15 protein-coding genes are annotated in these 20,243 nt (G+C 52.0%); 6 read left to right on the forward strand and 9 right to left on the reverse strand.

Going from position 1 to position 20,243, the window contains the following annotated elements; genetic code table 11:
* Both IQ268_RS25540 and IQ268_RS25545 read right to left on the reverse strand, forming a co-directional pair.
* A partial coding sequence (locus IQ268_RS25540; protein ID WP_193885152.1) for a prolyl oligopeptidase family protein occupies positions 1-1,477 on the reverse strand: 1,477 nt, incomplete at its 3' end.
* A gap of 73 nt (positions 1,478-1,550) precedes the next feature.
* Positions 1,551-2,003 carry a nitrate reductase associated protein gene (locus tag IQ268_RS25545; protein WP_193885154.1) on the reverse strand — a complete coding sequence of 151 codons (453 nt, stop codon included), beginning with the start codon at positions 2,001-2,003 and terminating at the stop codon, positions 1,551-1,553.
* Positions 2,004-2,181: 178 nt separating this feature from the next.
* On the opposite strand from IQ268_RS25545, the gene cbiB reads away from it, so the two are divergent.
* The 4 genes from cbiB to IQ268_RS25565 all read left to right on the forward strand — a co-directional run bounded on the left by cbiB (position 2,182) and on the right by IQ268_RS25565 (position 6,228).
* Positions 2,182-3,165 (forward strand): adenosylcobinamide-phosphate synthase CbiB, encoded by a 984-nt coding sequence (cbiB, locus tag IQ268_RS25550; protein ID WP_193885155.1) that lies wholly within the window; start codon positions 2,182-2,184, stop codon positions 3,163-3,165.
* A gap of 2 nt (positions 3,166-3,167) precedes the next feature.
* Complete coding sequence (gene pyrR, locus IQ268_RS25555) at positions 3,168-3,707, forward strand: bifunctional pyr operon transcriptional regulator/uracil phosphoribosyltransferase PyrR (RefSeq protein ID WP_228035726.1); 540 nt, start codon at positions 3,168-3,170, stop codon at positions 3,705-3,707.
* Positions 3,708-4,168: 461 nt separating this feature from the next.
* Positions 4,169-4,558, forward strand: a complete 390-nt coding sequence (locus IQ268_RS32435; protein ID WP_228035722.1) for a hypothetical protein — start codon at positions 4,169-4,171, stop codon at positions 4,556-4,558.
* 182 nt (positions 4,559-4,740) lie between these two features.
* On the forward strand, positions 4,741-6,228 hold the full coding sequence (locus IQ268_RS25565) for a GTP-binding protein (protein WP_228035723.1): 1,488 nt from the start codon (positions 4,741-4,743) through the stop codon (positions 6,226-6,228).
* Positions 6,229-6,251: 23 nt separating this feature from the next.
* Here the strand turns inward: IQ268_RS25565 and IQ268_RS25570 are convergent, their stop codons facing one another.
* The gene (locus tag IQ268_RS25570) at positions 6,252-8,051 is read right to left on the reverse strand and encodes a mechanosensitive ion channel (protein WP_193885160.1); all 1,800 of its coding nucleotides are present in this window, start codon (positions 8,049-8,051) and stop codon (positions 6,252-6,254) included.
* 421 nt (positions 8,052-8,472) lie between these two features.
* Here IQ268_RS25570 and IQ268_RS25575 point away from each other — a divergent pair, with 421 nt between their 5' ends.
* On the forward strand, positions 8,473-8,928 hold the full coding sequence (locus tag IQ268_RS25575; protein ID WP_193885162.1) for an SRPBCC family protein: 456 nt from the start codon (positions 8,473-8,475) through the stop codon (positions 8,926-8,928).
* A gap of 1 nt (position 8,929) precedes the next feature.
* Here the strand turns inward: IQ268_RS25575 and IQ268_RS25580 are convergent, their stop codons facing one another.
* Both IQ268_RS25580 and IQ268_RS25585 read right to left on the reverse strand, forming a co-directional pair.
* On the reverse strand, positions 8,930-10,741 hold the full coding sequence (locus IQ268_RS25580; RefSeq protein WP_193885164.1) for an aspartate kinase: 1,812 nt from the start codon (positions 10,739-10,741) through the stop codon (positions 8,930-8,932).
* A gap of 164 nt (positions 10,742-10,905) precedes the next feature.
* The gene (locus tag IQ268_RS25585; RefSeq protein WP_193885165.1) at positions 10,906-12,027 is read right to left on the reverse strand and encodes a carboxylate-amine ligase; all 1,122 of its coding nucleotides are present in this window, start codon (positions 12,025-12,027) and stop codon (positions 10,906-10,908) included.
* 155 nt (positions 12,028-12,182) lie between these two features.
* On the opposite strand from IQ268_RS25585, the gene IQ268_RS25590 reads away from it, so the two are divergent.
* Positions 12,183-13,373: a glycosyltransferase gene (locus IQ268_RS25590; RefSeq protein WP_193885166.1), complete on the forward strand. Its 1,191-nt coding sequence runs from the start codon at positions 12,183-12,185 to the stop codon at positions 13,371-13,373.
* Between the two features lie 8 nt (positions 13,374-13,381).
* On the opposite strand, the gene mgtE is transcribed toward IQ268_RS25590, so the two are convergent.
* The 4 genes from mgtE to IQ268_RS25610 all read right to left on the reverse strand — a co-directional run bounded on the left by mgtE (position 13,382) and on the right by IQ268_RS25610 (position 20,121).
* Positions 13,382-14,728, reverse strand: coding sequence for a magnesium transporter (gene mgtE, locus IQ268_RS25595; RefSeq protein WP_193885167.1), 1,347 nt, complete (start codon positions 14,726-14,728; stop codon positions 13,382-13,384).
* A gap of 323 nt (positions 14,729-15,051) precedes the next feature.
* On the reverse strand, positions 15,052-16,995 hold the full coding sequence (locus IQ268_RS25600; protein ID WP_193885168.1) for a WD40 repeat domain-containing serine/threonine-protein kinase: 1,944 nt from the start codon (positions 16,993-16,995) through the stop codon (positions 15,052-15,054).
* Between the two features lie 127 nt (positions 16,996-17,122).
* On the reverse strand, positions 17,123-18,865 hold the full coding sequence (locus IQ268_RS25605; protein WP_193885169.1) for an FG-GAP-like repeat-containing protein: 1,743 nt from the start codon (positions 18,863-18,865) through the stop codon (positions 17,123-17,125).
* Positions 18,866-18,981: 116 nt separating this feature from the next.
* Positions 18,982-20,121, reverse strand: a complete 1,140-nt coding sequence (locus IQ268_RS25610; protein WP_193885170.1) for a TIGR03032 family protein — start codon at positions 20,119-20,121, stop codon at positions 18,982-18,984.
* Positions 20,122-20,243: the final 122 nt, after the last annotated feature.

Here is a 20,243-nt window from a genome sequence, read left to right on the forward strand (position 1 = left end):
AATTTGGAATAGCAACCACCCCTCCCATTTCCATCCATACCAGATTGCTAGGCGAGAAGAACGGCGTCAGTGAAATGTTGAACCCACCATAGCCATAGAGATAAGTAGGATTGTTACCATCCAGCGCGATTCCGGTTTTGTGAACGATAAACATGGGCACCTGTGTGCCATCGTTGCTGGTATAAAACACTTGTGTGGTTTGATACTGGTCTGGATTGAAATCAACCTGCGGCTGCCGAAAGACGGTGCTTTCTCCAGTGGCAAAGTCGTAGCGGTAGATGGTGGTGGGTGTGGTGAAACTGGTAAAGCTGTAGAAGGTTTCGGTGTCCTCCCGTTTGCCGTCAAACCCGCGAGCCGCACCAATGCCGGGTAACTCGATGTCTTGAATAAAGGTACCGTCGAGGTGAAAGGTTTTGATCCGGGTGTGCGCGTCTTTGAGGTAAAACGCGATGAATTGCTGGTTGACGACGCTAACGCCTAACAAGGTTTCGACGGCTTCTGGAATCAGTTCTCGCCAGTGCTCCTGTTCAGGATGGGTGAGGTCGATCGCAATTACCCGGCCTTTCGGTGCATCCAGGTCGGTAGTAAACCAAAAGATGCTGCCCTCGTTCTCAATCAAGCGATAGCTCGCTTCGAAGGTGTTAATCAATTCCACCACTGGCGCATTGGGTTGGGTCAGGTCTTTCCAAAACACCAGATTCTTAGGCTCTGTGCCGCGATCGACATCAATGATTAAGTATCGACCGTCTTCCGTTACCTGAGCGCCAAACATCCAGTCTTTCTGGTCAGGACGTTCGTACACTAAAACATCATCGCTCTGTGCCGTTCCTACCTGGTGATAGTAGAGCTTTTGAAAATAGTTAATATCTTCCAGTTTGCTGGCGTCGTTGGGTTCGTCATAGCGAGAGTAGAAAAAGCCCTGGTTGTCGCGAGTCCAGCTTGCTCCTGAGAACTTAATCCATTGCACGTGGTCGGGCAAATCCGCTCCGGTTTCCACCTGCCGCACCTTCCACTCTTGCCAGTCTGAGCCAGAGGCAGAAACCCCATAGGCAATTAACCTGGCATCTTCGCTCAGCGCAATTCCAGAAAGGGCGATCGTGCCATCTGCCGAGAAGGTATTGGGGTCAATGAGCACCTGTGGTTCTGCTGCTAAATCCGTCAGGGTGTAAAGAACATCCTGGTTTTGCAAGCCGTCATTTTTGAAGTAGAAGTAACGGTTGGCTTTTTTGAATGGAATGCTGAACTTTTCGTAATTCCACAACTGCGTCAGTCGTTCCTTAATGGGTTCGCGGCTGGCAAGCTGATTGAGGTAGCCAAAGGTTACTTCGTTCTGGGCGGCAATCCAGGTTTTCGTCTCGTCTGAGTTGGGGTCTTCTAACCACCGATACGGATCGGCGACCTTGATGCCGTGGTAGTCATCAACCTGATCAACTTTGGCAGTCAAAGGATAACGTAACGAAGCAGCAGACTCAGACATAAACGCAGCCGCAAATCAACACTTCAACTCTATCGCGAGGGTAAGCCAGTGTTATCTATAAAAGTGAATTGATTCAGGCTAGATGAAATTCTTGCAGCGCCGGCAAAAAATTCTTGTTCTCATGGTTCGAGCGGCTGAGTTTGATCAACACAAACCGCTGGATTGGCGTTAATGCGCTCCATTGCTCTAGCGTCAGCGGTTTGCCTACGGCCTGCCCCTGGGTTACAACGCTATCGGGAATGGTGGCTCGGTTCATCCAGTCTGGATCGGCTGCAATGGCTAAGTCTGAGGGGCGATCGCCCGTATGATTGACAACCAGGGTTTGCAGGTGCGATCGATAGGCTGCTATCTCATCAGCGGTAGTGCAGGGCATCTCAACCAGAGACTGCCGTTCCGCAGATGTAAACTGATGCCAGTGGGAAAGTTTTAACTTAATGCCGCAGGTATCCAGCTTGTAGCGTACCTGCATCGGAATGCATCGCAGTGATTCCACAAAATCGGCTTCAAAGGCAAAAAAGTTAGACATTGAGACACCCAAAGACTTCAATATATAGATTGGCGCTGGCCGTTGAACTGAGTCGATCCAGACAGCAAACCCCTATTGTCTCTCGATTCTGACGCATCGTTTCCCGGCTGCAACCTGCGGTAAGGATGAAATAGTCGGTGGCGGTCATTGCCAGGTTGGTGTATCACGTTGGTTCGTCATGTTGTTTAACCATGCTGCTTGGGTGCTGGCGATCGCCGCATTAATTGACTATGGCATTGGCGATCCAAAACAGTGGCTGCATCCGGTGCAGGTGATGGGTTGGGGCATCAACGTCTACACTCGGTTTGTGCTGAAGCGGTTGGCGCATCCGCTTAGCCTGAAAGGGGCGGGAGTTGTTTTAGCGATCGCCATCGTCCTGTGCAGTGGTGCGATCGGTTGGGGCATGGTGTGGGCAGCAACGGTGATTCATCCCGTGGTCGGTGGGGCGATCGAAAGTAGTTTACTGGCAAGCTGCTTTGCTGGACGCAGCCTCAGAGCGGCGGCAACAGACGTGTTGCAACCGCTGCAAACAGGGGATTTGGCAACGGCACGGCTGCGCCTGCGCCAGTATGTGGGTCGTGATACGGAACAGCTATCAGAATCGGAACTGCTGCGAGCCGTCCTGGAAACGGTGACAGAAAATGCCACCGATGGGGTGATGGCTCCCTTGTTTTGGGCGATCGTTGGCGCTATGCTGCCCATCGGGAGTGTTCCCCTGGCTCTGGCCTACAAAGCCGTTAGCACCCTGGATTCAACCGTGGGATATAAAGAAGCACCCTACACCGATCTGGGTTGGTGTAGCGCTCGTTTAGAAGATGGGCTGACCTGGATTCCCTGTCGGCTAACGGTATTGACCCTGGCGGGACTATCAGGCCGACCGCGATATGTTTGGGGACTTTGCCGCCGCGATGCACCCCAAGACCCCAGTCCCAATGCTGGTTGGAGCGAATGCGCCTACGCCGCTATTCTAGAGGTGCAGGTGGGTGGAACCAACTGGTATCGCGGCGTTGCCAAACGCAAGCCGCTGTTGGGAGACCCGTTACAGCCGATTACGGCTCAACAGATCAACCAGGCGATGAACCTGACGCGAACCAGTTTTTTGCTGTGGTTGGGGATTGCTATGGTGATGATGCACGGCTTACCTGTCTTGAGTGCTGCTTGACTATGCCTCCTGAAGTGATTCAAATCCTCTCATCTGACGAACTTCGCCGTACGGCCACTCGTCTGTCGTCTCAAATTGTGGAACGGGCAGCAGATTTATCGAAGGTTGTTTTGCTGGGCATTCACACAAAGGGTGTGCCGCTGGCCAACCTGCTTGCCCGACAAATCGAGGTGCTAGAACAGGTGAAAGTGCCCGTGGGCGCATTGGATATTACGTTTTATCGGGATGACCTCGACCAGATCGGCATTCGTACCCCTGCCAGGACAGACATCTCGGTTGACCTGTCTGGGATGACTGTGGTGCTGGTGGATGACGTGATTTACAAAGGCCGAACCATTCGAGCCGCGCTGAATGCCGTGAACGAATATGGCCGACCCTCCGCGATTTGGCTGGCGGTATTGGTGGATCGGGGGCATCGAGAAGTGCCGATCCACCCCGATTTCACTGGCAAAGAACTGCCAACGGCTAAAGATGAGCAGGTCAAGGTGTATTTACAGGAGTTGGATGGTCGAGATGCTGTGGAGTTGGTCAGGCGCGGTTAAGGGGCGATCGCAATCATCTGGTCTGGCTGAGCCTGGGAGCACGAATGAAGCATAGTTATAAATCCACATGCTTGTAAGTCGCAGTACGTGGCATTGGCTGAGCGTCGCTGAAGCCGACACGCGCGACATTCCGTGTTTGAAAAGTGTTGCCAGTCGATCAGAATCGCAACAATTCATGAACCAGTAACCCAGAATCTTAAGAATCTAGAAACGATTAAGTTCTGGTTTTCTACTTATTCAAGTCTGGAAACGGTGCTGGGGGCGCAATCCCTGGCAGAACTCGCTGTTTGCCAGCATTTTTGCAGAGGTATCCTGAGATAGGCTTTACAATACGAAACTCTGACCGATGGAGGAAGACATCTCAAAGTTGAGCAATTGTGCTTACTGGCCTTCGTTCCCAACCCGTCTGAGAATCTGTTACAATACGTAAAGTATTACAGTTAATTACAATTTATTTAAGAATGTTTTTTATTTTAATCATTGTTATTGGCTTAGTCGCGTGGGCGCTGCATCTGATGCAGGAAGCCGTCGAGAGTCGCGAATTTTCGCTCATGTTGGCGGGGTTTCTGGTTTCTGTTGCCGCTGCTGCCCTGATGGCTGTTTACTTCTTGATGGGAAACTACGTCGGCTACATGACCGACATGGCGCATCGTGCCTATCTCTCCAACAATTTGCCGGAGTCGGTTGGCGTTGCCAATTCCACAACAGATTGGTTTGAAGACTGGGTAAAAGAAGTCCAGATAGAAGTAGAACAGGCTCAGGTGGTGCAAACTGCCTCGGTATTTACGCCTCAAGCTTCTGGTTTGTCTGCTCGTTATTTCGATTTGAACAAGCAAAGTTTAGATTTTTAACGATCGCCTCAGATTCCGTGCCATTTTGACCCATTCGCTGACCAGCTCATCGCTTCACCCAAATAAACACCCACATAAATAGATACGATCGAACAGCTACCTGTCGTTGAGGTATCGCTGGGAGGTTGAGTTTGCATCATCCGCCGTTTGAATCTGATAGAGACCGTCTGGGAGAGCCTCCTTTGGGGGAAGAGTCTCTTGAGCTAGACGCGGCTCTGGACGATACCATCCTCGGATTCGAAGATATTCAAGCAGAGCTAAATTATCGACAGGCTCAGGATGCCCTACATGAGCTAGTCGGCAACTTAGACCTGACCCAACGGGAACGCAGCGGTTTAGAGGCTGAAATTCAAAGCCTGGAGTCGCTGCTGGATAAGCTCGATCGTCAGGTCGTACATATTGCCGTGTTTGGCATGGTTGGGCGAGGAAAATCGTCAATGCTGAACGCGCTGCTGGGTCAACCTGTATTTGAAACGGGGCCGCTGCATGGCGTAACCCGCACGGTTCAAACCGCGAACTGGAGCGTTAAACGAGAGGCGATCGCCAACAGCGACCAGGACATTTTGCGAGTGGCTCTCCCCGGTCTAGGCGACTCTCGGATTGAGCTAATTGACACCCCTGGCATTGATGAAGTGGACGGCGAAACCCGCGAAGCGCTGGCTCGGCAGTTGGCAAAACAGGCTGACCTGATTTTGTTTGTCATTGCTGGGGATATGACCAAGGTTGAATATGAGGCGCTTTCGGCGTTACGGCAGGCCAGCAAGCCGATTTTGCTGGTGTTGAACAAAATGGATCAATACCCCCAGGCCGATCGACTGGCTATCTATCACAAAATTCGCGATGAGCGGGTTAAAGCGTTGCTATCCCCCGACGAAATTGTCATGGCGGCGGCCTCGCCGCTGGTGGCTAGAGCGGTGCGGCGGCCAGATGGCACAATGGCCGCCCAATTGAGCCAGGGTGAACCGCAAGTGGAGCAACTGAAGCTCAAAATTCTGGAAGTTTTACACCGGGAAGGCAAATCGCTGATTGCGCTTAATACCATGCTGTATGCCGATGATGTGAACGAGCAGTTGGTGCAGCGCAAAATGGAGATTCGCGATCGCTATGCCAGTCAGGTGATCTGGAACGGAGTCGTTACCAAAGCAGTGGCGATCGCCATCAATCCGATTACCGTCATCGATCTGCTAAGTGGGGCTGTGATTGATGTGGCGATGATCTTAACGCTATCCAAACTTTATGGCATTGCTATGACGCAGCAGGGAGCCATCGGGCTGTTGCAAAAAATCGCGATCGGCATGGGGGGCATTACCGCCAGCGAGCTGTTAGCAACCTTAGGGCTGAGTTCTCTGAAGGGGCTGTTGGGGGTGTCTGCCCCGGCCACTGGAGGGCTATCCTTAGCTCCTTATCTCTCGGTGGCGCTAACCCAGGCTGGGGTGGCTGGGGTGTCGTCCTATGGAATTGGACAAGTGGCAAAAGTGTATCTGGCGAACGGTGCCTCCTGGGGACCTGATGGCCCCAAGGCGGTCATTAGTCGAATCCTGGCAACGCTAGACGAAGCCTCCATTTTAAGCCGAGTGAGAGAAGAGCTCAAAGCCCGGTTGGAGGGCAACCGCACCATAGAAGCGAGGAATCAAGAATCGGAAGCAGGTCATCAGCCCCACAATCCTTGATTCCTGATCAGCAGTACGGCGGATTAGTACGGTGGGTTATCTCTGCGTAAGGAGGATAGCCATCCGCGAATCTGCTCTGCCGCAATTTCTCGACCGCCCAAACCAAAGGCGATCGCGATCGCAACGGCAATGGAGCCTAGCAGCAACCCAAAGGCCAGGTTCACAATATCGCTAGCCACACCAATTTGCTGTAACGCCATCGCAGAAACCAGGGTAATAATGGCAATTCGAGCCGTTTGCCCCAAAATCTGCGCCTGTCGTCCACCGGAACTGGTGATAATGCTGTAGGCCAGGTTGGCTAAATATAAGCCAATGGCAAAGACGATAAGACCCGCCAAAATACGGCCTGAAATGACCACGATGCCCGTAATCAAGGCTGTGAGCGCTGCAATGTTAAGCACTTGAATGGCTGCAACAGCCGCAAACAGCATGATGCCTACCCAAACCACAATGCCAACGACTTCGGAAGGTGTTTTGCTGGGAAGCGTTGTGGGTGGTGCGGCTGGGGTGATCCCTTCGGGTTGTGCGGGCGGAACTCTGGCATCTGTTGGGGTGTAGGGGGTCGATTGCAGCCCTAACCAGTAAAAGATGTTGTTGAATCCCAATCCAGTGAGGATGTTGGTTACCAGATCCGCGAGGAAATGCCCAATCACATAGGCAATGATTAGAATGACGGCGGCTGTGAAAATAGCAGGCAACGCATTCAAAATCTGGTTGAGCATGGCGATCGCAGGCTGAGAAATGGCCTGAATTTGCAGCGCGTTTAACGCTGCGATCGCGGTTGGAATCAAAATCAGAATATAAACAATGGTGCCAACGATCCAGGACAGGGAATTGCTGCCTGCCGTTTGGCCTAACCCAAAGCGAGCGCCGATGCGATCGGTACCAGTCGCTGCCAGAAAATTAGTGACAATTCGCCGCACAACCTGAGCAATTAGCCAACCTGCGGCTCCAATTAAGATGGCTGCAAAGATATTGGGCAGAATGGAAAGAATTTCATTGAGCAGTTGCTGTACAGGTTGAAGCGTACCCTGCAACCTCAACGCATTCAGGATGGCTGGTAAAAACAGCAGAAAGATAAACCAGTACAGCGCATTACCAATGGTTTCGCTGAGCGAAAACTGATTGTTGCTGGGGGGCGGTGCTGTAGTGGTAGGAGGGGTAGTCGGCGGAGGGGTAGTGGTTCTGGGATCGGTCGGATCGCCAACATACGGCTCGGCAGTATAGGGGTCAACCGTTCGGGTTGGACGATCGTCTAACTGCTGCCCCAGCCGCTCGTCAATTCTAAAGGCGTTGAGGGTTCGCACAACAATAAGCTTGACCAGTGTGGCAATCAGCCATGCCACGCCTAACAGAATCAGTGCCCCTCCTAATAACGGCAGGTAACCAATGACCTGGTTAAGGAAGTTGTTGAGCGGTTCCGTAACGGCAGTGAGTTGAAGTGCTTGCAGGAAAGCAACAATAGTAAAGATGAAAATGAGCCAGAAGACCGCACTGGCAATCCACTTTTCAATCGGAGGGGACTCAGCCGATGACTGGGTGCCAGTGACCCACCGGGCAATGCGGTTGTCGATGCTGGTTTGTTTCAAAATGCCTTTGACGATCGCCGATGCAATCAGGGCAACCAGCCAACCAATCACCAAAATAAAGATGGCTCGCAAAAGATTGGGTAACGATGTGCCCAAATCTGTGCCGATGGTTTGAATGAAATTTTCCCCACCTGTAGGGGTGGTGGTCTGCGCTAACCATGCAGACGCGATCGCTGATTTAGGCACTAGTGCAGGAATTGCTCCCAGCACTAAGCCGTTTAAAGTCTCGTTCATTGTTCCCTTCAGATAACTACAGACATCTGCCAAGGATGCTTGGCTGCTGACCGCAAGAATTGATGACGTTCACTTGGCAAGTAGCCCTGCTGCGGAATTCACTGAGCCTCGGTCAACAGATACAGATGAAATTAGAATGCAGTCTACGGTTTCGCATCTACCTTTGTAGATAATTAAGCCGTAAAAAAAGCGTAAATTGGGTGATTTTTGCTGCTAGTGTATCGCTTTTCGGGGGAAAAACAAGTCTTTTCGAATACTGCGTCTGGTTTAACAACGTTTTGCAATGGTTTTTTGTATTGCATTAACGATTAATACAGTGTCTAACTTTCTGGCGGTACGGCGATGGCTGCAATTCTCGCTACAGTATCAATAGACAGCACTGACAGTTAAATCGGTTGAGTTGGGTTAAAGTAAACGCTGGATGCCAGTTGAAGTATTTGAGCAGTCTATTCAAATTCGTGCCAGTGCCACTGCGGTAGAACAGTGCATTACCGATCGCACCCTGATGCATCGCTGGCTCAATCCGGTTTTGCGGTGTGAACCCATTGGCGAATGGAGTACCGATGTGGGCAGCCGCAGCCGTTTTATCATTCAAGTGCCGTTGATTCAACCCACCTTAACTAGCGTTGTAGTAGAACGCGAACCAGGGCTGGTGGTTTGGGGTTTTAGCGGCTTCTTTAAGGGGCGCGATCGCTGGGAATGCCAGCCTCATCGCGGTGGGACGCGGCTCTTAAACCGATTTGAGTTTGATATTCCCAATCCGCTGATCCGCTATGGGTTCAACACCGTTGCGGCTAAGTGGACACAGCAAGATATGCAAGCTCAACTGAAGCGCTTGAAACGGGTGGCTGAAGAAGTGTATTTGGGCGTGAAGTAACTCACGCGGGAACTTGAATCTGTTGGTTACCCGCCAGCCCAAAGGCGGCATGAACCGCCTGTAGCGCTTTGATTCCTTCGTCTTCAGCTACGACACAGCTAATCTTAATTTCGGAGGTCGCAATCATCTGGATGTTGATTTGCTGCTTGGCGAGCGCTTCAAACATACGAGCCGCAATACCGGGACGACCAATCATTCCCGTACCCACAATGCTGACTTTAGCGATCGCCTCATCAACGGTGATTTCGCCATAGCCAAGGTCTGGAATTGCCTGCTGTAAAACCGATTGCGCGTTAGCGGCATCAACCTGAGCCACCGTAAAGGCAATGTCTCGCGTGGGAACCCCGTTAACCAGGCGGCAGCGTTGCGACTGAATGATCATATCGACGCTAATGACATGATCGGCCAGCAGTTTGAAGATCCTGGCAGCCATACCGGGGCGATCGGGCACATAGCGAATGGCAATCCGGGCTTGCTGTCGATCCAGTGCGGCACCACGAACGGGCGGTACGGTTTGGTTGGGCGGTACGGTTGCCTCGCGGTTCAAAGGAGAACTGGTGACGTTGAATGCCTGACAGAGGGCTGCAATGGCGCGATCGCAATCCTCGGCGGCAATGGCACAGCTCACCTTGACCTCAGAGGTGGAGATCATTTGCAGGTTGACTCCTGCCGCTGCCAGGGTGCCAAACATGTGAGCGGCTACTCCCGGTCGTCCAATCATGCCTGCTCCTGCAATGCTGACCTTTGCCATGTGTCGATCGACCATGACTTCGGCTTCGCCAGCAGCGGGAACCTGGTTGCGTAAGGCTGGGGCGATCGCAGCCGCGACGGCTTCGGCGCGGTTGAGCGAGTCTTTCACCACCGTGAAGGCAATGTCGTTGGTGTTGCCCTCATGAATGGATTGAATAATTAAGTCAACATCAAGCTGTTGGGCGGCAATTTCGCCAAACAGCCGCGCGGCAATGCCGGGGTGATCGGGCACGCGCAGCAAGGCAACCTTGGCTTGATCGGTATCAAACTCGACCGCATCAACGGGATGCACCAGCTCCAGCCCTTCAATCGGTCGCGATTGGGGCATGGGCGACAGCACTTTGGTGCCGGGATCATCGCTCCAGCTCGATCGCACAACCAGCGTGACCCCATAGTTCCGCGCAATTTCAACCGATCGCGGATGCAAGACCTTTGCACCCAGGCTGGCCAGTTCTAGCATTTCGTCTGAGGTGATTTCTGCCATGAGCTGCGCGTCTGGCACCAGGCGAGGGTCGGCGGTGAGAATGCCGGGAACATCGGTGTAAATTTCGCACGCTTCTGCCCGCAAGGCGGCAGCCAGCGCCACGGCTGAGGTATCTGAACCGCCCCGTCCCAACGTGGTGATTTCAAGGTCTGTCAAGCTGGTAATGCCCTGGAAACCAGCCACCACTACCACCTTGCCGTCTTGCAAATGGCGCTGGATGCGGTTAGTTTCAATGCTGAGGATGCGGGCGCGGCTGTGTTCTGCTTCGGTGACAATGCCCACCTGTGCCCCGGTCAGCGAGATGGCGGGTTGCCCTAGCTCCTGTAACGCCATGCTCAGAAGGGCGATCGACACTTGTTCTCCGGTGGAGAGCAGCATGTCCATTTCACGGCGGCTGGGGTTGCTCGACACCTGGTTTGCCAGCTTTACTAACTGGTCTGTTGTTTTGCCCATTGCAGATACAACAACTACCAGCGAATGTCCGGCCTGAACCGTTTGCCAAACGCGCTGCGCGACGGACTGAATCCGCTCAGCAGAACCAACCGAGGTGCCACCGTATTTCTGGACAATTAGTGCCATAGCGATACTCTACTGATTCATCCTCAAATGCCTGATTGGCCAAAGAACCGATCCACGAGTGTTGCGGATCGTATCTGGCTCAATCTATAAACTTATCAGACGGGTAGAGCGATCGCAGCGAATGACGTTAATTGTGTTACACGATGCTGACTATTGCTAATAGGTCAATCGCTAACAGTTCCTCTGGCTGTTTCGGCCACGAGGTAATCTACCACATCTTCCAGTCGTCCCGTTTGCTGGTAAACGGCCCGTTGGCGGGTAGCGCCGTTGCCGTTTTCTAGAAGTTGGTAAACGATGGTGCTAACCTCGTCCCAATCTCCTTGCGTTTCTAGCGCTGGTTTGATGAAGGTCAGCAGGGTTTCGATCAGGTCTGGGGCGGACAGCGATCGCTGATTGACCACATCAATCAAATCGCCGTCTAGGCCAAATCGAGCCGCTCGCCATTGCGCCGCCCGCAATAGTTCAGGCCGCACGTCTGCAAATGGCTTTTCTTGCACAACCTGTTCATAGCAGGTTTGTACCAGGGCGCGAGTGATTCCAGCCATCATCACCGCTTCATCGACTGTAGCGCACACGTCTGTAACGCGAAATTCCAGGGTTTCAAACCGTTCGGATGGTCGAATGTCCCAATAGAGTTTGGTGCCGTCCCTAACGGCTCTGGCGGCAATCAGGGCATCCACCAGCGCATCATAGTCTGCCCGTGAGGCAAACGAGGAGGGCGGCCCTGCCGTTGCCCAGCGGCTCCACAGCAAGGTGCGATAGCTGGCGTATCCAGTATCTTCGCCTAACCAGAAAGGAGAGTTTGCCGTTAAGGCCAGCATGGGAGCCAGCCATGTCCGGGCGCGGTTCATGACTTGAATGGCAATTTCGCGATCGCTAATTCCCACATGCACATGGCAGCCAAAGATGATTAGCTCCCGCATAATCTGCTGATAATCTCGCACTAAACCCTGGTATCGCTCTTTAGGGGTCACGGATTGTTTAGCCCACTCGGAAAAGGGGTGCGTTCCGGCGGCGGCAATCTGGCTATTGGTTTTAGCGGCGGCTGCAATGACTTGACCCCGCAAATACAGCAATGCCGATCGCACATCGGCTAACGTGTGGCATACCGGGGTCGCAATCTCAATTTGCGAGAGATACACTTCAGGCTGAATGTCTTTACCGAGCGTTTTCTGCGCTTCGGCCAAGACCTGTTCCCCTTGAGAACGCAGTTCTCGCGTGGTTGGATCAATGATTTGATACTCTTCTTCGACACCAAGGGTAAATTCTGGGAGCGAGGGTGACATGAGGCTTCCTGCGGCTAATGGGCGATCGCACTGAACTATGGATTCACAAGTTGAATCTGTGTCGCGTTGTGTCTTGTCTAAATTCTAGGAGCGATAGATAAAGGTAGGATTGGGTCAGGCGTGGATCTTCACAAAGGCGATAAGGGCGAACTGGAATGAGATTGAGCCTCTGTATGATTGTCAAAAACGAGGCAAAGCAATTGCCTCGTTGCCTCGACAGTGTTAAAGCTGTGGTGGATGAAGTGATTGTGCTCGATACGGGTTCTACTGATGAGACGGTGGCGATCGCGCAACGGTATGGTGCAAAGGTGTTTCATTTTACCTGGACTCATAACTTTGCTGCTGCCCGCAACGAATCGCTGCGCTATGCCAGTGGAGATTGGGTTTTAGTATTGGATGCGGATGAAGTCCTGGTTTCGGGCATTGTGCCGCAGTTGCAGCAGGCGATCGCCCATCCCACTGCGCTAGTGGTGAATCTGGTACGGCAAGAGGTAGGAGCGGCTCAGTCTCCCTATTCGTTAGTCTCGCGGCTGTTTCGTCGTCATTCGGATATCTGTTTCTCTCGTCCTTACCATGCCCTGATAGATGATAGCGTCCATTCATTGCTTCAGCGGGAACCTCACTGGCAGATCATTGATTGGTCAGAGGTTGCTGTGTTGCACTATGGCTACCACCCAGAGGCGATCGCGCAACGAGACAAGCTTCAGAAAGCCAAAACAACAATGGAAGGATTTTTGGCGGCGCATCCCACCGATCCGTATGTGTGCAGCAAATTGGGGGCGCTGTATGTGCAGATGGGCGATGTGCCGCAGGGAATTGATTTACTTAAGCGAGGGTTGCAGTGCAGTCGCAATGATGTTCCTATTTTGTATGAGTTGCACTATCACTCGGGCATTGCCTACAGCCAAATCAAAGACATGATACAGGCAGAACATCATTATCAGATGGCGATCGCACAACCCATCCTGGAACGTTTAAAGCTGGGTGCTTACAACAACCTGGGTAATTTACTCAAAGCAAAAGGGGCATTGGTTGAGGCCAGGGCAACGTATGAAACAGCATTAACCATTGATCCAACCCTGGTCACTGCTCATTACAACCTGGGAATGACGCTAAAGGCAATGGGACACATGAGAGAAGCGATCGATCACTATCAAACCGCGATTCAATTGCATCCCAACCATGCAGAAGCGCATCAAAACCTAGGCGTTGTCTTGCTGAAATTAGGACGAGTTCCCGAAAGCATGACGGCATTTGGTCGGGCGATCGCTCTCCATGAACAGCGCAACCCAACTGAAGCAAAACGATTACGCCAAACCCTCGCCGAAATGGGATTTCAACTGTGAAGAGAACACTATGCCATGAACCTCAGGGTAATTGAAACCAGGGCGAGAAAGGTAAGAAACCCAACAGCATCTAATGTTGTAGTGAGCAATGGACCGCTGATTAACGCTGGATCGAGATTGATCCGCTTTAAACCCATTGGTAGTAGTGTGCCAGCCGTTGCCGCAACGAATACATTAATGACCATCACTGAACCCGCTACAAATGCCACCCAGCGATCTTGCGGCGCAGACCAGATCAATGACAACAGGCCCAGGGCTAACCCCAGTGCTACTGCGGTTCCCAGTCCGGCCAGTACCTCTTTACGCAAAATTTGTAAGGTATCCTTTGGCGTTACTTCTCCAACGCCTAACCCTCTCACCGTGACCGAGAGCGCCTGAATCGCAACATTACCACTGGTGTTGGAAAGAATGGGCATAATTACCGCTAAAACGGGCACCAGAGAAATGACATGCTGAAAAGGAGCGATCGCGCTTGCAGCACCAATGTACAGCCCAATGTTACCCAACAGCCAGGGAAGCCGTTTTTGAATCGTGACCAGAGGCGGTGACAATGCTGCTTCATCGCCACCAGCGACCCCAGCTAGTTTCTGGATATCTTCGGTGGCTTCTTCCTGCAAAATGTCAATGACATCATCAATGGTAATGATGCCGACCAGCCGATCTTCACGATCGACCACTGGCAGGGCTAACAAGTCATAGCGCTGCATCAGGTGGGCGACATCCTCTTGATGCATTTCGGTATAGGCTTTGATCACCCGATTGCTGGCAATGTCGCGAATCAGGGCGGTTGGAATCGAGAAGACCAACTGACGCAGTGAAACAACCTGCACCAGTTTGCGGTTGCTGTCGGTGACGTAAGCATAGTAGACCGTTTCTTTGTCGCGATCGCTCAGCCGAATTTTTTCTAACGCTGCGGCAACGGTTAACCCCTCTTGCAACCGCACATACTCGGTGGTCATTACCCGTCCAGCCGTCTGTTCGGGATAGCCGAGAATGGTGGCGGTCGCCTGCCGCTCGCCAGGGCTTAGCTGTTGTAACAACCGCCGCACCACTTTGGCCGGGAGTTCATCAAACAGTTCTGCCCGGTCGTCGGGGCGCATCCCCTCTACCAGGTGCTTTACCTGTGCTGCCTGAAGGAAGCTAATCAAGCTCTCCTGCACATCGGGCGGTAAATATTCAAACACGTCCGTGGCTTTGTCTTTGTTGAGCAGCCGAAACGCGATCGCCTGCTGCTCTGGCGCTAAGTCGGTGATGTAATCGCCGGCATCCACGGCCGGGAGTTGATTAATCTCAAACTTGAGTCGATTAAAGTCATCAAAACCTGCCAGCGAAGCACGCGCATCCTGAGTGAGCATGTTAAACCTCCTAAATCTCCCTCGCGCCGGGAGACCTGCTCACCAACTCAAGGGAGGTAAATACTGTGTGGGAATGGACTTGGGTCCATGCATCTAATCAACTCAACATCAATGCCGGACTGGGGCATTGCTACCTGTATGCTACTCGTTTGTGGCGCAATCGGGTAGGGGTTTTCCGTCTCTTTATCTGCAAAAAACTGAGATGAAGCCAGAAATCTCTGTTGTCAGGGCCGTAAAACGGTAAACAAGGCCATGCGTGATGAAGCTCGGCCTTGCTCAAATTTACGCAACCAGTGAGGTGCCCTCGCCTGTCAAAATCATCCTCACTGTTGCTTAGGAGGTTGGTATTGCCAGATCTTAACAGTAGCATCCGCGCTACCACTGACGAGTATTTGACCCTCTGTGTTAAAGCTGAGACTCGTTACCCCCCACGCATCTCGTAAGGTACAGAGTCGATCGCCATCGGGTAAACTCCACAGGCGAATGGTGCTATCGTCACTGCCGCTGGCAAACCATTCTCCGTCTGGACTAACCGCAATGCTGGTAATTTGGTCGGTGTGGTGCGCTAATGTCTCTATCTGTTTGCCTCGGCTCAAGTTCCACAACTTCAAGGTTCGATCCCAACTGCCGCTGATCAAAATCCGCCAGTCGGGGCTAACGGCAATGGCGCTAACCCGATCGCTGTGTCCTTTTAAGGTGGTGATCAGGCGATCGGTTTTCAAATCCCACAGGCGAATGGTTTTATCTTCACCGCTGCTGATCAGGGTTTGCCCATCGGGGCTAACAATAAGGGACGTCACACAGTCACGATGTTTAGACAGGCTAGTGATTAACGTCTGGGTGGTTAAGTCCCACACGTGAATGACACCATCGCCACCGCCACTCGCCAGGATTTGCCCATTTTGGCTAACGGCGATCGCTGAAACAACCCAACCGTGATCGGGCAGCGTCTCTATCAATTTCTGGTTTGTCATATCCCACAGCTTGATTGTGCTGTCATCACTGCCGCTGATTAACATCTGCCCATCGGGGCTGAACCCCAAAGCACTGATGCGATCGCTATGACCATTGCCAAACCAGAGCGATCGCCCCGAAACGGTATGCAGCAGTTCTCCGGTCAGTAGATTCCATAGCTTGATGCTTTTGTCGCTGCTGCCGCTGGCCAGGATAGGGTCGCTGGGGCTAACCGCAACGGCGGTAATGCCTCCGGTGTGCCCTGTGAGAACGCGAACACATTGCCAGGGTGGAATGGCTTTAGCCGCAGGACTGCGGCGCATAGTGGGGGAAGCCGCTGGTCGTTTGGTTCGATGGGATTTGAGCCGATGAGAACGCACCGTTCGATGCATTGGCTCAACGGAACCGACCACCTTTGGGGAACTGCGAACGAAACTGCCGTTGCGCTGAAGGTCTTGAAGAACGTCTGTTGCGTTGCTGTATCGTTGGCGGGTTGCTCGTTGCAAGAGGTGATCTAATACTTGCTCTAAACTGCGGCTAACGGGTTCTGGTAAGTATTGCGGCCACACCCATTGATCTTCGCTGACTGAATATAAATCAAACGGATGCAGGGCGGTCAGCAAGTGGATGCAGGTTACGCCTAACCCATACAGATCGCTGGCAAAGCAGGCTTTTCCCATTGCCTGTTCTGGAGCCACATAGCCTGCACTGCCAATCATGGTTCCCGTGCGGGCTAAGACGGTGCCCGTTGCAAATTTGGATGCGCCAAAGTCTACCAGCACGAGGCGATCGCCCCTGTTGGGTCGAATGATGTTTTCTGGCTTAATGTCGCGGTGAATGATCTGGTTTTGGTGAATAAAGTCTAAAACGGGCAATAAATCGGAGAGCAAGGCGCGAATTTGAGCTTCATTAAAGGCTCCTTCGGCAGCCAGGACTTGTTCCAAATTAAGGCCGTCAATAAATTCTTGAACGAGATACTGGCTGTCATTCCACTGAAAATGATCCAGCAATGCCGGGATTTGCGGATGTTGCCCCAGTTCTGCTAGGCGCAGTGCTTCTTGATGAAATAGCTCGATCGCCCGTCTCTGGCTGGTTCCCTGCTGACGCGGAAAAAACTGTTTGAGTACGCATTGGGGTTTAGCTGGATCGGTACTATCAACGGCTAAAAAGGTTCTGCCAAACCCACCTTGCCCAATCAGCTTTAATGCCTGATACCGCCGAGCAACTTGCAGCCTCGATCCGCAAGCCTGACAGAATTTAGCATTATTCGGGTTTTGGGGCTGAGGACAAGCAGGATTGAGGCAATAGCTCATTAGCAAAACGCAAGCAAACGGTTCTTCTATAGTATGTCTGCTGTCTTAGCGTTGCTGGTTTTGGCAGGTTAACCCAGCCCATCAGAAAGGACTCAATGGGTTGGGTTATAACCTGGCAGGTGAATGATTACGCTTGAACCGCGAAGTTGTTAGCCGTTAGCGCTCCATTGGCTGAAGTAGAGTTTGCAATGACAGCAAATTGCCCGCCTGAGCCAAATCCGCCAGCCGACCCGTTCTGGTTGTAGAACAACCGACCGCTGGATCGGATATAGGTAATTAATGCAGAACTGGATCGGGCTTGAGCGATCGTCTGGACGGATGCAAAACTGACATTTTTACCCAGGAACGTAAAGGTGGTGCGATCGAGCACAATCTTGTCTTGCCCTTTTGCAAAGTCTTGAATGCGGTCTTTGCCAATGGTGTTGTTGAACGGCGTGCCAGTATCAAAGATGAAGCGATCGCCTCCTGCTCCACCCGTAAGGGTATCTTTACCTGCGCCGCCGCTAATCTTATCAGCACCCAGACCGCCGTTAATTCCATCATCACCATCATTTCCGCTAAGGGTATCATTGCCTCCTAAGCCAGTAAGGGTATCATTGCCTCCGTTACCGCTGAGCGAGTTGGCTCTTTTACTGCCCGTGATGCTGTCGCCTAACTGGGTTCCCAGGACATTAACAAAGCCCGTTACATTGACGTTAACAGGCGCAAGGCTGTTAATTACTAACGTGCCCGCTTTGAGATTAGCGGCCAACGACACAACTCTCTCTTGAGTGCCATCAACTAAGCCAGTGATGGCATCGGTAACCACCAAATTGGTGCGGTTAGTCAGTGTGGAAATAGTATTAGCACCATAGTTTGCTGTAATCAAATCCAGTTTTCCATCCTGGTTGAAGTCACTTGCTTCAATCCCGGCAGAGCCAGTGTCGGTTGCGAAGTTAATGGCACTACCAAAACTCCCAGAACCATTTCCTAGCACTATTGAAAGATTTTTGGTGTCGTAGTTTGCAGTGGCGATATCGAGGTTGCCGTCGCCGTTAAAATCGCCAGTGGTGACATCGTAGGGACGTGTTCCTATCGTGAAGCTAGTTGCAGTGCCAAACCCACCCGATCCATTACCGAGCAGCACAGAGACAGTATTGTTGCCTGCACCATAATTTGCCGCTACCAAATCAAGATTTCCATCGTTATTGAAGTCTCCTGCGGCGATCGAAACTGGATCTGTTCCTACCGTAAAGTTTGTGGCTGTACCAAACCCGCCCGATCCATTGCCTAACAGTACTGAGACGTTGTTAGAATCACGGTTCGATACGGCAAGATCGAGGCGATTATCTCGGTTAAAGTCGCCCACTACAATACCAGAAGAACCGGAGCCGCTGTTAAAGTTGGTAGCAGCAGCAAAGCCCCCACTGCCATTATTGAGCAGAATTGAAACGTTGTTGCTTGAGAAGTTGGCGGTAGCCAGGTCAAGCTTGCCGTCCCCATTGAAATCTCCAGTGGCAATTGCCGCCGGTCGAGTACCAACTGCAAAATTGGTAGGCGCACCAAACCCACCGGAGCCATTGCCCAATAGCAGAGAGACAGTGTTGGAATTGAAGTTGGCGGCAGCCAAGTCAAGCTTGCCATCCCCGTCAAAGTCTCCGACCACTACGTCATAGGGACTGTTTCCTGTGGCAAAGTTTGTGGCGCTGCTGAACCCACCTGATACTGTACCCAGGAGAATAGAAACATTGGAGGATGAGGTATTGCTGCTTGCCAAATCAAGTCTGCCATCCCCATTAAAATCACCTACCGCAAGCCCCAGGGGGCGCGTTCCTACTGGTACATTCGTTGCAGTTCCAAAACCTAAAGAAGATGGATTAGTTGTAGCCATATGGTTAAAGCCTTCCTTAATAAAGGTTTGAGATAGTGAAGTTCTGCCCCAACGGGTGCATTGATCTGTGGCGGTTGTTGAATCCTGGGAACCGTTTCGCTGAAGGCGTTAGGCGTTCACTTCTGCCAGGGTGCCGCTTCCAGCACAGGCATTGTGTTGTCTGGTTGTAGTGCGTGATCAAACAGTGGAGCGATCGAATCGAGGGTGAGTAATTGAGCAATTTCATTGGTTTGAAAGCCCAATGCCATCGGGCGATGCACCTGGGGTAACACTTGGACATCGTACAGCTCATTGATGACCCCTTCGAGCCGCAGCCAATGAACAATATTCCCTGTTGTCAGATCAATGATCATGAATCCACAACGGGGTTCAACGTCTTGAGCTAAGAGGCGATCGTCCAGGTCTAAGCCACCAAACGTTTGCTCACCACGGCGCGGTTTAGACAGGCCGACGATGGCAAAATTGTGCCAAAAGGCCAGTCCACGCAAGTATCCTGGACAAAATGTAACGGCTTCAAATCGGCCTGATTGCAGATCAACATAACCAAACTCTCCGGTGCCAGAGTTCAATAGCCAGAGGCGATCGCGATACCAGCGAGGCGAATGGGGCATGGACAAGCCCGTACACACCGTTTGATTCGATCGCAAATCAACCACACATCCTCCAGTACGCCGTTTCTCTCGCCAGCCATCGACTACATCCGACTGACTACAAGCGGTGACGTAGCCCGGTTGTCCGTCGAGCATGGCTAAACCGTTGAGATGGCAACGGTCTTCATTCACCAGTTTTGAAATGAATGAGGGATGCCATAGGGGAGTGCAGCTATGCTGTTGGCTCAAAGTTGCCAAACTGTTGAGTAAGGTGCTGACAAAGATCATCCGTCCAGAATCATCAATAGCCAGATCATGAATGTCTAAGTCGCCCGTCGTGTAACCAACGCGAGGTATATATAATCGGTCATAACCGTTGTATTGCTGCCCTGCGGCCAGCACATTATCCAGTTGCCAGATTTGGTAAGTAGAACTCAAATACAACCGTTCTGACGTGGCATACAGCCCCATGGCGCGATCGAAGTGTCGCTCAAACCCTGAAATCCTCCCGTCTGGAGTCACACCTAGCAGTAGTAAGCGTGAGGATTGGTACGTCGTTATGGCCAGACTGATGGACTGGTCATTCAACCAATTGGGCAAGTGCCGCGAACCAATGATGTCTGCCGCCAACCCCTGAGGGCTGGGCGACGAATTGATCGAATTCACAGAAATCACTCCACGCTGAAGAGAGGAATGGACAATGGCAATTCACCTTATCCATCCGAGAAAGTAATAGAGTTGAAATCAGTTGGACAATGAAGCGGCAACCGGAAAAAAGGTCTTGATCT

It is taken from the genome of Oculatella sp. LEGE 06141, assembly GCF_015207605.1.
Classification (GTDB): Bacteria; Cyanobacteriota; Cyanobacteriia; order Elainellales; family Elainellaceae; genus Oculatella.